Source organism: Phyllobacterium sp. RCAM01083 (assembly GCF_055685835.1).
Genome location: NZ_JBVFZN010000005.1, coordinates 1,237,195 through 1,250,237, shown reverse-complemented (window position 1 = coordinate 1,250,237; position 13,043 = coordinate 1,237,195). Strand labels below are relative to the sequence as shown.

18 protein-coding genes are annotated in these 13,043 nt (G+C 58.3%); 8 read left to right on the top strand and 10 right to left on the bottom strand.

The window, feature by feature from the left end:
• Window positions 1-53: 53 nt before the first annotated feature.
• From ACZ25R_RS12825 to ACZ25R_RS12800, 6 genes are all read left to right on the top strand, one after another.
• Window positions 54-1,610, top strand: a complete 1,557-nt coding sequence (locus ACZ25R_RS12825; protein ID WP_472461181.1) for a sugar ABC transporter ATP-binding protein — start codon at window positions 54-56, stop codon at window positions 1,608-1,610.
• Window positions 1,607-2,932, top strand: coding sequence for an ABC transporter permease (locus tag ACZ25R_RS12820; RefSeq protein WP_472461180.1), 1,326 nt, complete (start codon window positions 1,607-1,609; stop codon window positions 2,930-2,932). The genes ACZ25R_RS12825 and ACZ25R_RS12820 overlap by 4 nt, the downstream gene beginning before the upstream one ends.
• Window positions 2,933-2,999: 67 nt before the next feature.
• Complete coding sequence (locus ACZ25R_RS12815) at window positions 3,000-3,929, top strand: substrate-binding domain-containing protein (RefSeq protein WP_223615208.1); 930 nt, start codon at window positions 3,000-3,002, stop codon at window positions 3,927-3,929.
• 178 nt (window positions 3,930-4,107) lie between these two features.
• Window positions 4,108-4,425: an ArsR/SmtB family transcription factor gene (locus tag ACZ25R_RS12810; RefSeq protein WP_288193807.1), complete on the top strand. Its 318-nt coding sequence runs from the start codon at window positions 4,108-4,110 to the stop codon at window positions 4,423-4,425.
• Window positions 4,418-4,879: an SRPBCC family protein gene (locus tag ACZ25R_RS12805; protein WP_472461179.1), complete on the top strand. Its 462-nt coding sequence runs from the start codon at window positions 4,418-4,420 to the stop codon at window positions 4,877-4,879. The genes ACZ25R_RS12810 and ACZ25R_RS12805 overlap by 8 nt, the downstream gene beginning before the upstream one ends.
• A gap of 83 nt (window positions 4,880-4,962) precedes the next feature.
• Window positions 4,963-5,316: a DUF1428 domain-containing protein gene (locus tag ACZ25R_RS12800; RefSeq protein ID WP_346308302.1), complete on the top strand. Its 354-nt coding sequence runs from the start codon at window positions 4,963-4,965 to the stop codon at window positions 5,314-5,316.
• A 36-nt stretch (window positions 5,317-5,352) separates the two neighbouring features.
• Here ACZ25R_RS12800 and ACZ25R_RS12795 read toward each other — a convergent pair whose 3' ends face one another.
• Both ACZ25R_RS12795 and ACZ25R_RS12790 read right to left on the bottom strand, forming a co-directional pair.
• Window positions 5,353-5,826: a DUF2127 domain-containing protein gene (locus ACZ25R_RS12795; RefSeq protein ID WP_472461178.1), complete on the bottom strand. Its 474-nt coding sequence runs from the start codon at window positions 5,824-5,826 to the stop codon at window positions 5,353-5,355.
• 20 nt (window positions 5,827-5,846) lie between these two features.
• Entirely contained in the window at window positions 5,847-6,551 is a 705-nt protein-coding gene (locus ACZ25R_RS12790) for a hypothetical protein (RefSeq protein WP_464663253.1), read from the bottom strand.
• A 204-nt stretch (window positions 6,552-6,755) separates the two neighbouring features.
• On the opposite strand from ACZ25R_RS12790, the gene ACZ25R_RS12785 reads away from it, so the two are divergent.
• Window positions 6,756-7,121 (top strand): nuclear transport factor 2 family protein, encoded by a 366-nt coding sequence (locus ACZ25R_RS12785; RefSeq protein ID WP_472461177.1) that lies wholly within the window; start codon window positions 6,756-6,758, stop codon window positions 7,119-7,121.
• 76 nt (window positions 7,122-7,197) lie between these two features.
• A complete protein-coding gene (locus ACZ25R_RS12780; RefSeq protein WP_472461176.1) occupies window positions 7,198-7,635 on the top strand; it encodes a VOC family protein in 438 nt (145 codons plus the stop codon).
• A gap of 136 nt (window positions 7,636-7,771) precedes the next feature.
• Here ACZ25R_RS12780 and ACZ25R_RS12775 read toward each other — a convergent pair whose 3' ends face one another.
• The 8 genes from ACZ25R_RS12775 to ACZ25R_RS12740 form a co-directional block, all read right to left on the bottom strand.
• Window positions 7,772-8,494: a cytochrome c biogenesis CcdA family protein gene (locus tag ACZ25R_RS12775; protein WP_472461175.1), complete on the bottom strand. Its 723-nt coding sequence runs from the start codon at window positions 8,492-8,494 to the stop codon at window positions 7,772-7,774.
• A 10-nt stretch (window positions 8,495-8,504) separates the two neighbouring features.
• Window positions 8,505-8,909, bottom strand: coding sequence for a thioredoxin family protein (locus tag ACZ25R_RS12770; protein ID WP_472461174.1), 405 nt, complete (start codon window positions 8,907-8,909; stop codon window positions 8,505-8,507).
• A gap of 25 nt (window positions 8,910-8,934) precedes the next feature.
• Window positions 8,935-9,606 carry an NrsF family protein gene (locus ACZ25R_RS12765; RefSeq protein ID WP_472461173.1) on the bottom strand — a complete coding sequence of 224 codons (672 nt, stop codon included), beginning with the start codon at window positions 9,604-9,606 and terminating at the stop codon, window positions 8,935-8,937.
• On the bottom strand, window positions 9,603-10,181 hold the full coding sequence (locus ACZ25R_RS12760; RefSeq protein WP_472462486.1) for a sigma-70 family RNA polymerase sigma factor: 579 nt from the start codon (window positions 10,179-10,181) through the stop codon (window positions 9,603-9,605). Before ACZ25R_RS12760 ends, ACZ25R_RS12765 begins: the two co-directional genes overlap by 4 nt.
• A gap of 163 nt (window positions 10,182-10,344) precedes the next feature.
• Window positions 10,345-10,773: a DoxX family protein gene (locus tag ACZ25R_RS12755; RefSeq protein ID WP_472461172.1), complete on the bottom strand. Its 429-nt coding sequence runs from the start codon at window positions 10,771-10,773 to the stop codon at window positions 10,345-10,347.
• A gap of 83 nt (window positions 10,774-10,856) precedes the next feature.
• Window positions 10,857-11,660, bottom strand: coding sequence for an HvfC/BufC N-terminal domain-containing protein (locus tag ACZ25R_RS12750; protein WP_472461171.1), 804 nt, complete (start codon window positions 11,658-11,660; stop codon window positions 10,857-10,859).
• Window positions 11,644-12,534, bottom strand: coding sequence for an MNIO family bufferin maturase (bufB, locus tag ACZ25R_RS12745; protein ID WP_472461170.1), 891 nt, complete (start codon window positions 12,532-12,534; stop codon window positions 11,644-11,646). The genes ACZ25R_RS12750 and bufB overlap by 17 nt, the downstream gene beginning before the upstream one ends.
• A gap of 64 nt (window positions 12,535-12,598) precedes the next feature.
• Entirely contained in the window at window positions 12,599-12,943 is a 345-nt protein-coding gene (locus ACZ25R_RS12740; protein ID WP_464660327.1) for a BufA1 family periplasmic bufferin-type metallophore, read from the bottom strand.
• Window positions 12,944-13,043: the final 100 nt, after the last annotated feature.

Genomic DNA, 13,043 nt, shown 5'->3' with positions numbered 1-13,043 from the left:
TAACATCTAACATGTTACATATTAACTTGAAAGAATGTTTTGGGAGGAACATTTTGGATAGTCAGCTGCCGATCGTCTCGATGCGCGGCATCAGCAAGTCATTCGCTCATATTGTTGCCCTGCGAAGTATCGATCTCGACATCTATCCGGGCGAGATTCATGCCATCATGGGGGAGAACGGTGCGGGCAAGTCGACGCTGGTGAAAATCCTCAGCGGCGTGCATCGCCGCAGCGGCGGTGACATGCTTGTCCGGGGGCGGGCGGTCGACTTCGCCTCGCCGCGGGAAGCCGAGCATAACGGCATCGCCATCATCCACCAGGAACTCAATCTCATTCCAAGCCTCAGCGTGTCCGAGAATATTTTTCTCGGGCGCGAGCCGCTGATCGGCGGCCTGTTCATCGATCGCAGGAGCATCGAGACGAGGAGCGCGCAACTGCTCGACCGCTTCGGCATCGATATCGATCCGCGTGCCGACGTGGAGAATTTGCGCGTCGGCGAGCAGCAGCTTGTCGAGATTGCCCGCGCATTGTCCCTGAATGCCGATGTGCTGGTTCTGGACGAGCCGACCTCGGCGCTGTCGGAGGCCGAAGCCCAGAGACTGGCCAGTTTTGTGCGGGAACTCGCCCGTAACGGCGTTGCCATTATCTACATTTCCCACCGGATGAATGAAATATTCTCGCTGGCCGACAAGATCACCGTGTTGCGCGACGGCAGCTTCATCGCCACGCGCCGGGCCCAGGATGTAAGTGAGCGCGATCTCATCCGCATGATGGTTGGGCGCGATCTGGCAGCCCCGGAACCCAAGGCGGATAGATCGGGCAGGCCGATTGTGCTTGAAGCGCGCCATCTCGGCCTGCGCCGCCCGAATTCGCGCGGCAGCATGCACAATGTCGTCGACGATGTGAGCTTCGATCTTCACGCCGGTGAAATTCTCGGGATCGGCGGGCTGCTCGGTTCCGGGCGCACTGAAGTGCTCGAACTGATTTTTGGCGCGGCAACCGGAGAACGCTCCGGCACGATCACCCGCAACGGCGCCAGTCTTGCCGCCGCGTCCCTGACCCCGCGCCGGTCGGTGGCGAAGGGCATTGCGTTCCTGACCGAGGACCGCAAGGGAACCGGTCTTCTCATGGATGCGGACATCCGGGCCAATGCCGTGCTGCCGTCCCTGCCGTGGCTCGCGCCGTTCGGCTGGATCAGCCGCCGGCGCGAGGACCCCGTAGCGGGCCGGATCATCAAAGCGATGCACGTGCGCTGCGATGGTCCGGACCAGAAGATCGATCAGCTGAGCGGCGGCAACCAGCAAAAGATCGTACTGGGCAAATGGCTGGAAACCCGGCCCAGCGTCGTCCTCTTGGATGAACCGACCCGAGGGATCGACGTCGGCGCCAAGGATGAAATCTACGAGCTCCTGAAAAAGCTCGCCCTGTCCGGCGTGGCGGTGATCATGGTGAGTTCCGAATTGCCGGAACTCCTTGCGCTCTCCAGCCGCATCCTCGTGATGTGCGAGGGCAGGGCGGCGGGCATTCTTGAGAGCACAGCGTTTTCCGAAGAACAGGTGATGGAACTGGCGACACCCCTGGGCACGGCTCTGACAAGGGACGCGGCATGACACGAACGAGCGAGCAGACCATGCAGTCTCCCCAAGGCAATCTTAGCCGGATCAAGCGCCTGCTGAATGCAACCAAGCTCTACTGGGGATTGGTGCTGCTGTTTCTGGTCGGCATTTTCTCATCGCCGATCTCGTCCAAGGGGCACAATATTTTCCTGTCCTATGGCAACCTGTCCGATGTTTTCCGGCAGATTTCGGTTACCGGCATTACTGCCGTGGGCATGACACTGGTGATCCTCATTGCCGGAATTGACCTCTCGGTCGGGTCCGTGCTTGCGCTGGGTTCCGTCGTCTGCGCCATGCTTCTGACCAATGAGGGCTGGTCGGCCGCCTATTCCATCGGCGTTCCCGCCATTTTCGTGCTGGCATTCCTTGTTGTGCTGGGGGCAGGGCTGTTCCTTGCCAAGGTGCCCGGCCGCTCGGTTGGCGAGCCCGAAAATGACCGGACGCAACTGAACCGCATCATCGCCCTTGTGGCTGTGGCCGCCGCGGCCGCTGTTGCCTGGTGGGTCGCCTCCGGCGCTGATGCAAAGGCCGGTGTGCTGCTGGTGCTCGTGGTGGTTCCCGCCGTCGGTTTCATGCTCGGCATGGTCAACGGCCTCGTCATCGTCGGCGGCCGCCTGCAGCCCTTCATCGTGACACTTGCCATGATGGTGGCAGGACTGGGCATTGCCCGCCTGACGGCGGGGCAGAATACGGCGGTCTGGCCGGTCTATACCGGCAGCAACGCGACGGCGAACTTCGAATTCCTGCGCGCGCTCATTTTCGGGCTGATTCCGGTGCCGGGTCTGATTTTCGCCGGTATCATTCTCCTGTTCTGGGTGATCCTGAAATACACCAAGTTCGGCCGGTACATCTATGCCATCGGCGGCAATGAAGAGGCGGCGCGGCTCGCCGGCGTGCCGGTCTGGCGGGTAAAGATCAGCGTCTATGCCATATCGGGATATCTCGCCGCACTGGCCGGCATTCTCTACGTCGCGCAATACAGGCAGGGAAAGCCCGATGCGGGCATGGGGCTTGAACTCGACGCCATCGCTGCCGTGGTGATCGGCGGCACCAGCTTGATGGGCGGCCGCGGCTCGATGATCGGCACCCTTGTCGGCGTGCTCATCTTCGGCTTTCTCAGCAATATCCTGCAGCTCAACAATATCGACAGCAACACGCAGCTTGTGCTCAAGGGCATTATCATCATCGTGGCGGTGCTGCTGCAGGAGCGGCGCTCCAGCGGCTGGCTGTTTTTTCTCTCCCAGCTCATGACAGCCACGCCATCCAAGAAATCCGTGCCCGGCAAGCCAGAAAACCGGCAAGGGCAGGGGGAATGAACTGACAACAAGCAATATCAGGGAGGATATGATGAATCTGACACGCAGACATTTTGCCAGATTGGCAATGGCAACCGCTTTCATCGCGCCGCTGGCGCTGCACATGCCGGGCGCATGGGCCAAGGATAAGTATGTCATCGGCTTCAGCCAGACCACGACCGTCGAGCCCTGGCGCGTCCAGTTCAACAAGGATCTGGTTGCCGAAGCCAAAAACCATCCGAATGTTGAGCTGCTCGTCGCCGATGGCCAGGACAAGACGGAAAAGCAGGTGGCCGATGTTGAAAATTTCATCCGGCAGGAGGTGGACGCAATCCTGATTTCACCCAAGGAATCCGCAGGCCTGACCGGTGTCGTGGAGAAAGCGATGGATGCCGGCATTCCGGTGATCGTGCTTGACCGCAATGTCGATACCGACAAGTTCACCCAGTGGATCGGCGGCGACAATGTGGTGATCGGCGAAGCGGCGGGACAACATGCCGTGGAACTCCTCGGCGGCAAGGGCAAGGCCAAGGGCACCGTGGTCGAAATCTGGGGTGGCCTCGGCACGCAGGCAAGCCATGACCGCAGCAACGGCTTCCACAAATACACCGATGCGGAGAAGGGCATCACCTATCTCCTAGACAAGCAGTCCGGCGACTGGAAGCAGGATCAGGCCTACAACATCATGGCAACCGCCCTGCGCAACCATGAGGACATCAAGCTGGTCTACGGCCACAATGATCCGATGGCCTATGGTGCCTATCTTGCCGCCAAGGATGCGGGGCGCGAGAAGGACATCCTGTTCCTTGGTGTCGACGGACTGCCGAATGAAGGCGTCCAGTGGGTCAACAAGGGGGAGCTTGCCGCAACATTCCTCTATCCGACACCCGGAGCGGAAGGATTGCGCCAGGCGCTGAAAGTTCTGGCCGGCGAAAAGGTGGAAAAGAAGATCGTTCTCGGCACTGAAACCATCACCAAGGCGAATGCGCCGGAGATTCTCAAAAAGAACGGTCTTTGACCATTGAAAGCAAAGAAGTGGAGTAACCGCTTTAGAAAGAGCGGTTACTCCAATGTTATTTCGTCAGTATTTCAGTTTTCAAGTTTTGATGCATGGCTGTTGCACAGGGTGTGCAACCCAGCACTATCGAGCAATGATTTGACATGCAACCAAAAGGTTGCATAATATTGATATGACCATAGACGCGACATTCCGGGCCCTTGCCGATGTGAGCCGGCGCCAATTGCTCGACAATCTCTTTGCCAGGAACGGCCAGACGCTGGGCGAACTCTGCGAGGGCATCGACATGACGCGTCAGGCCGTGACCAAGCATCTTGCGATATTGGAAGAGGCCAATCTCATCGCGACGGTCTGGCGGGGCAGGGAAAAGCTGCACTACCTCAACCCGGTGCCGATCCATGAAATTTCCACGCGCTGGATCCACAAGTATGAACAGGGTCCGCTGCGCACCCTCGATGAACTCAAGAAAACCCTGGAGGAAGACGGCCATGACTAAACCCAGATTTGTGTACGTGACCTATATCCGCACAACGCCGCAAAAGCTCTGGCACGCGCTGATCGATCCGGAATTTACCCGGCAGTATTGGGCGGGAACCTGGCAGGATTGCGATTGGCAGCCCGGTTCCTCGTGGAAACTCATGATTCCGGACGGGCGGGTCGGCGATGCCGGAGAGGTTGTTGAAATCGATCCGCCCAAACGCCTCGTTCTGTCCTGGCGCAACGAATTCATGCCGGAATTGAAGCAGGAGGGATTTTCGCGCCTCACCTATGAGCTTGATCCGATGGGCGATATGGTGAAACTGACTGTAGTCCATGAGATGGACCGGCCGGAATCCAAGCTGATCGAACAGGTTTCCACCGGATGGCCCAGCCTTCTCTCAAGCCTCAAGAGCCTGCTTGAGACAGGTGAATCGCTTGAAGCGACACGCCATTGGCCGAAAGATATGTAAGTGCCCGAATAAAAACGGGAACGATGTAGAATGTTGGCCCGTTCAATCGTCCTAGGGCCGTTGAACCGAATGAGGAGGATATGATGACCTATGTTGATGGATTTGTGCTTGCCGTGCCGAAGGACAAGATCGATGCCTACAAGGCCATGGCGCGCGTGGCTGGTGACGTCTGGAAGGAACATGGCGCGCTGGCCTATGTAGAATGCCTTGGCGATGACGTTCCCTACGGCGAACTCACCTCGTTTCCGCGCGCTGTGCAGGCGAAGGACGATGAAATCGTCATCTTTTCGTGGATTGTTCATGCGTCGCGAAAGCAGCGGGACGAAACCAACAAGAAAGCCATGGCGGATCCCCGACTTGCCAGCGATAAATGGGAGATGCCCTTCGATGGCAAGCGCATGATCTATGGCGGGTTCGAGTCCTTTATGGAACTCTGACAACCATAAAGTGGATTTCGGCGCAATCGGGGTGACCTACCGCGCGACGTGCTTTTGAACCAGTCGATACTCGTGCCAGATGAGCAGCATGACAAACAGGTCGAAAACCGTCAGCACGATGAGCGCCGGACTGTGCGTGTAGGAGTAGCGATAAAGCTGATAGGCGATGAACAGCCCCAGAACCACGAGGGACTGCGGATAGGCCCACAGCTTGTTGCGCAGCAGCGCAATGACAAGCAGGGCTTTGATGAGGCCGTGGCTCAGCAGATAAAAGGCATAGAAATGCTGGCTGCTGACGGAGAAATCGCCGGCAAGCCTTGCAAGGTGCGTGGCGATATAATCATCGGGATCGTCCAGGAGTCTCGTCTGTGTGAACGTGTTCACCATCAACCGGATGGAGGCCGTGTTGACAAAAACCAGGATCAGACCGCCGATACACTCGATGAGCGCATGGGCGCCCTTCAACAGGATGCTGACCTCGAAAATCCGGTGAATGCGCTTCTCGTTCATCAGGGCTTCCGGTTCCGCCGCTACGCCAGGATATTGACGGCGCGTGCTGCGACAAGGGCGATGGTCAGCAGGGAGAGCGACGCTTCCGCCATCATGAGCAGTTTTGCCCGTGGTGACAGGGGCATCGTGTCGGTCGGCGAGAAAGCCGTCGCGTTGGTGAATGACAGAAAGAGGTAATCGATGAAGCCGGGTGACCAATTCTTCAGCCGTTCATCCTGAATGACCATTTGCGGGAACTGGAAATCGCCATAGGTTTTCGATGTCAGCCCGCGGCTGGCGGGGCCGCCGCGGTCGATGCTCCAGTACCAAAGGGTGAAGGCGATGACGTTCGTCACCCATATGTTGACCGCATCGATCAGCAGTGTCTGCGCCGACCCGGCATGACCGCCGAGAAGGGCTCGTACAAGAAAGTACAGCGCGACAAAGTTCATGAACGTGATCAGGATTGTCAGGCCGAGGGCGGCGCGGCGGATCAGGCGCCGCGAACGCCCGACCAGATGAAAATGCTCGTCCGTCGTTGCCTGTCTTGCCCGCGTCTGCACCCATGCGGTTGCCATGGAAAGCGGCGCCAGCAGCAAAAGCTCGATCACCGGTGCGAGCCAGCGCGGCCCCCACGAGAAATCATTCACCAGCAAGAACTGCAATCCGGCGACGACGAGGACGGCGGCGCGCGCCATCCAGAAGTCCAGTGCATGGGTCCGCACCGCCATATGCTTCTGACGGATATCCGTGTGAGCTGTCTGCACTTGTTTTCACCCCGTTGCTGAAAGACCGCTGCGTCCACTGCTGCACCGATACAGTGCGCGGACAATTATGTCGTTGAAGCGGCGGCAGCTGTCAAACGCCTGCGATTTCGGGTACGGCAGTTCTGGAACAAATGCGAGGGATAGTGCACTGTCCACAGGCTCAAACCGGAGTAAGACCCTTCCATGCCGTTCAGTCCCGTTGAAACAACCCGCCTTTACCACGCTGCCATCAATGCCCTCGACTTTGAGGCACTTGCCGGCTTTTTTGCAATCGATGCCGTCTATGTATCGAGCGGTATCGGCGAGATTGCCGGGCGGGAGGCTATCCTGGACGCATTCAAGGTCTATTTTGCAAGCTATCCCGATCAGGTTGCCGAAGACAATCTGATCGAAGAACTGTCGCCCCAATCAGCCAGATCGGTTTGGCGTCTGGTCGCAACGCACCGCCAGACGGGTGAAGTGTCCCGGCGTTCCGGCGAGGAAGTCATTCTGTTCGATGCAAGCGGCAAGATTCTGCGCGTGACGGTTCAAGACGATCGTAACTCCTGAGGCCAGATGAGCCATTGAGCCAGCATAAGCCGGTGTGTGCTTGCATAAGGTGGGCAGTTATCAGTAGATTGGGTGCATGGCACTCAAACGAATGGACAACATAGGAATCGTCGTCGAAAACCTCGAAGAGGCGATTGATTTCTTTCGCGAGCTCGGCCTCGACCTCGAAGGTCGGGCCACGATTGAAGGAGAATGGGCCGGACGTGTCACTGGACTGGGCGATCAGCGTGTCGAGATTGCCATGATGCGCACACCGGACGGCCACAGCCGGCTCGAACTTTCCCGCTTCCTCACGCCGCCCGTCATCGCGGATCACCGCAATGCTCCGGTTAACGCTCTAGGCTACCTCCGCGTCATGTTCACCGTAGACGATATCGACGACACGCTTGAAAGGCTCCGCAAGCGCGGCGCGCGGCTTGTAGGGGAAGTCGTCCAGTACAAAGACATGTATCGGCTCTGTTACATCCGCGGGCCTGAAGGACTTCTCATCGGACTTGCCCAAGAACTCAACTGAGCGAGCGCGTTGCAATTGTGCACGCCAACCATGCCATCACATGAACATTGGTCTTCTCGCGCTGAGGGGCGCTGTGAGTGCGTTCCACCGATATCGCCTCAACTTCGGCCAAGATACAGAGTGCAATGTCCGCCGGTCAGAAATGGGTTGTAAGTTGGGTAAGCCAAACAGGTGACACGTCGACCAGCAAAGTCTCGATCCTCTTGTCCAAGCCACTCAGGATAAGAAATCCGATGGCAAAGAGCAGAGCGCCCAATATGGCTTTCCCTCGTTGACCGGCGCGCAGCAGCTGGTTGCGCCACCGGAGCATGCGATCCCGGGAGACAACGCCGAGAAGAAGCAAAGGCAGGGCCGCACCGATACCAAAGGCTGTCATCACGCTTGCCACCTGTCCGAGATCCTTACCCTGTGCCGCCAGCACGGATGCAGCACCAAGCGTCGGACCGACGCAGGGTGTCCATACCGCACCGAGCAGCAGACCAAGGACGAACTGCCCCTTTAACCCGGTTGCGGGAAAACCACCAAAGCGGCGATCGGCCCAGCCGCTGATTGGGCCCCCTGACACGGCGAGTTGAGTCTGGAATTTGGGAACCATGAGGACCAACCCGACTCCCAACAACAGCAGGGCGGCAAGCTCCTGAAAGGCTCCGGTGTCCAACCCGATTGCGAAACCGATCGTTGCGACAAACAGCCCAATTCCAACGAATGAGATGGCTAGGCCCGCAGCAAGCGCGACCGGACCCAACTTGTGCTGGAAGACCGCCGCGCCAATGACAAGCGGCAAGAGTGGCAGAACGCAAGGCGACAATGTTGAGAGGATACCGGCCAGGAACGCAAACAAGAAGCTGCCAATTCCCATTGCACTATCCTCACTTCATTGCCGTTGACTGAATGAGAGCCTCTATTGAGCCCGGATTCGTATCGCCGACCGACCGGGCGGTCTCCACCTTTCCTCGGAACGCGATCAAGGTGCTCTGGCTCTGCGCATGGAATTGGCGGACGACCGATTTCTGGCTGTCGAAATCGACGTCGAAAATCACGAGATCCGTGTTCACCGGCTGCTCTGCAAGCCTGTCGATGATCGGCTTCTGGGCCTTGCAGGTAGGGCACCATGTGGCCGAAATATCCACGAGAATGCGCGCACCGCTTTGCTGCGCCGCTTTGAAGCTTGCCGCATCATAGGACTTTCGACCAACTGCGCTCGCCACGGATCCAGCGGCCCATGTCGCCAATAACGCCGTGAGCAGGGAAATAAGAAACAGTCGTCTTTTCATGATTATCTCCATCATCTTCCAGGGTTCAATCCTGTGGTGACAAGGTGCGCGGAGCCACCCAGCGGAACATTCTTCGACCGAACAGACCGCCGAGCCCGATCAGCAGGACCGCGGTGCCAAGGTTCCACATCAGGATCATCAGGGTGGCATCGATGACGTGAAACAGCGACAAGGCTGTCGCAGTGATCGCAGCCACCGCAAGGCTGCCCATCAAGGTCGTGACTGTTGGCCGGAGCGGAGCCGCGTAGCGGAGCATCACGAGCATTGTCAGCGACAAAGGCAAACTGGTCAGGACCAGGGTCGCGAAGCAATCGGCCGCTTCCCCAAGGCTGATGCCATCGGGATTGACGCTGATCCACTGGACGAGACACTGGTATCCAATATTCGACAGCCACAACACCACGGCCGGCAAAGGAAGGAGCAGCCAGAGCCGGGAGCGGTCCGGCAGGCTCAGTTCAAAGGCAGCAATGGCGGCCGATATGCCGGTCAAAAGGGACGCTGCCATACTGATGGCAAAGATGGGATCGCGAAGACGTTGAACGAGATCGGGCCGAATCCCTTGACTGACAGCAATCAACGCAAGCAACACAGCGGCGAGCAAAAGCCAGCAGACCGCACGGATGGCCGGCGGCCGCAGTCGCCGGACCGGCTCCATGTTTGATGCAAGTGTCGCGATGAGATCCGGAGTCTTGATCATATGTTCTTCCAATCCGCCAGCTTCTTGCGCAGGTTTTTCAGAGCGCGATGCGTGGCGACCTTCAACGAAGCGATGGACATGCCCGTTACCATCGCGGCCTCTTTCAGCGACATTTCCTTGAGCTTGAGCAGCCGGATGGCTTTCTGTTGCGTTGGGGCGAGAGTGCCGATTGCGCTTTCCAATTTATGTCGATCCGGCCTTACGTCCATGTCTGCTCGGGGCTCGGCCAAGGCTTGGTGCGCTGCAGTAAGAGAGACCTCGTTGGCCTTTACGCGGCCCTGACGCCTGAGCCGATCGATAAAACGGCGATTGGCGATCGCGACCAGCCACGGTCCAAACGGCCGTGCAGGATCATAGGTGTGGCGAATGGAATGCACCGTGAGCAAAACATCCTGAACGGCGTCTTCAATGTCGCGGTGATCGCGATGCCGCCGTGCCGCAAGTGAGCGAAGATACGGTGTTATCGCCTCCAACAGCCGAAGATAGGCAGATGCGTCACCATCCTGGGCGCGCGCCATGAGGATGGTCCAATCGAGGTCAGGGATACTCGGCTCAGCGTGGCTGAAATCATGCATTCCGTTATCGCTGTTTCCCACATCGTGCTGTCGTCCGGCGACGATTTTCAATGGCTGAAAGTGGCTGCGTGGTTCCTCGGTCATCGCTGCGCTCCGCATGAAGACGCGGCCATTGGAGTGGAACCAATGTGGTTGTCAGGGCTTCGGAGGCGGCGAGGAGACATCAACCGGCACCTCGCACTTTCCCCGTGTGATTGAACCGGTCAAGCAGATGATCGAGCGAAATCTTGCCCGGTCCAAGAGCAATGAGGGCGATCGCCAGGGCTGCCCAAGGTAGATGGAAGGTTGCCCAGCCATCCGGTACAACGAGTTGGATCACGGCTGTCATCATCAGGAGGCAGAGGGCGCTGAATCGCGTTGCCAGGCCAAGCACAAGCAGGATCGGGAATGTGATCTCGGCGATCCCGACCAGATGTGCGATCAGGACCGGCGCTGGAAAACCATAGAGACTGCCGAAAATATGAAGTTGGAACTCTTCCTCGAAGAGATAGAGCGTGCTTGGTGAAAGCGAAAGAAAGCCGTCCCATCGGGTAAGGCCGGATCGAAAGAAGGGCACGGCGAGCGCGATGCGAAGCATCGGCGGTGCTGTCATCAAGGCTACCTGGACGAGCCGTCTGGTGATATTTCGGACGGTCTGCCCGATATCGAAAATGTGGAAGGACGTCCTGACCCCGGTCATGATCGTCCTGCCAATTTTTGCAACGTCGTATTGGTCGAGGGGCTGTAGCCGACAAAGACGCCGGTCCTCATAAGTTCTTCCAGGTTGACCGTCAGATCAAAGCCGTGGCCGGCAGCCATTGCGATCTTCAGCGCAGCCAGCACCGACATCCCGTCAGCAAGTGCTTGCAGGAAGTCCAAGCCGCCCCTTGGCAGCAACCGGACTTCGACCTCGGCCGCCGGTCGAACGATGAGTACATCCTCACCAAGCGCAAAGTCGACAGGCGCTGGAACCCCGCCGGCCATGTTCATCCGCCAGATCGTAAGAGCCGGGAATTGCGAGCGGACCAAATGCAGCGAAGGATGGGGAAGAAGACAGATTTCTGGAAGAGTCTCAGGTGCTATTGCGGCGAGAACCAAAGGATCGAGAGGCGAGGCTTCGGTTGCGTGATATGCCTGCGCCCAGAAATACTCGATGCGGGCGACGTCGCTTAGATAGGGAAGCGTCGCTGCCGGGGCAAAATTGCCTATAAAATCCGGGAAACCGGCACCGTAGTCGAGAAGGATTGGCGAGCCTGGCGGCTCGGCAAGCACGTAAGTGCGCGCCATCGCCTGAAAGAATACCTGACCGACGATGCGGCAAATGGCTGGGAATGTCGCCTGTAAAGTTTCGACCAGACCAGCCACGACATTGTTGCGATAGACCGCAAACCGCCGCGCGCTGGCCTCGCCGTCTGGCCCGACAAGGCCGAACGGGGCTGGCCGCTCGGGATCGAGCAACGCGGCAGCGAATTCCTGTTGCCGTTCAGCCAGCCGCAGCATGGTAAAATCCCGTGGGCAGCCCGGCGAACATGATTGCCTCGGCGCGCTCAGCTTCTGCCTTGAGCATGGTCCACGCAGGAATATCCGCGTCCCATTCGATCAGCGTGGGCATAGGACCGACACGCTTCACCGTATGTTCGAAAAGACCCCAGACGATCTCGTCGACGGGACGATCATGGGTATCGATAAGAAGCGGCCGCCCTTTGTCGTCAGCCTCCTTCGCATAGCCTGCCAGATGGATTTCCTGCACATGGGCGAGGGGATAGGCATTGATATAGGCGATGGGGTCCCATTCCTGATTGGTCGACGCGACGTGCACGTTGTTGACATCAAGGAGGAGACCGCAGCCCGTTCGCCGGACAATCTCGGCAATGAAGTCGATCTCGGAATAGGTGCTTTCGGCGAAGGCGAGATAGGTTGACGGGTTCTCCAGCAACATCTGTTGCTGAAGGTTCTCTTGAACGTCATCAATGTGTTCGCAAACGCGGGTGAGTGCCTCGAACGTGTAAGGCACCGGCAGCAGATCGCTCAGAAAACCCGCATCGTGCGATGACCATGCCAAATGTTCAGAGAACAGCCCGGGTTGGTAACGTTGAATCAGCTCCCTGACGCGTTTGAGGTGATCTTGATCAAGTGGCCGGTCTGCCCCGATCGACAAACCGACGCCGTGGAGGGACAGTGGATAGCGTTCGCGGATGGCCGAGAGATAGCGGTGCGGCGGACCGCCTGCGCCCATATAGTTTTCCGCATGGACTTCGAAAAAGCCAATATCTGGCGCGGTCTCGACGATTAAGCGGAAATGCTCGGGTTTGAGCCCGACGCCGGCACGCGGCGGAATCAAAGCTTGAGTGGGGGACGGCAACTGATTGTACATGGTGACCTCGTCAGAACCGATTGCCCGGACGAGCGGTGCAAATGCCCGTCCGGTTCAGTCGTTTTCAAACTTTTGGGGTGAGACTTCCCGTGCCCTTCGGTGTATGCATGGTTGTGCACGTACCCTTGGGCTCAAGCTTGAAAGCATTTCCTTGATAATCGGTCGTGCTCGTTCCAGCGCAGGTGGTGCCAGCACCGGCGTAGCAGTCATTGTGGCCCTTGAGGGCCACACCAAAACATTTTTCCATCTTGCCGGATTTGACTTCTTTTGCGGTCATGTCACGCATCTTCATCATGTCAGCCTTGCTCATTGGCCTCATCTCCTCCGCGCTTGCAGATGTGACGGCAAACGAACTGAGGGCCGCAGCGAACGCGCCGGCGACCAGAGCGGATAGCATGCGATTGGACATTTCTGTTCCTCCGATTATGGGTTGGCGGTGGACGATGTGCTTTTGCCCAGCAGGGCCATCGCGGCTCGTCTGATAGGAAGTTCGCGCGGCGCACAAAAAG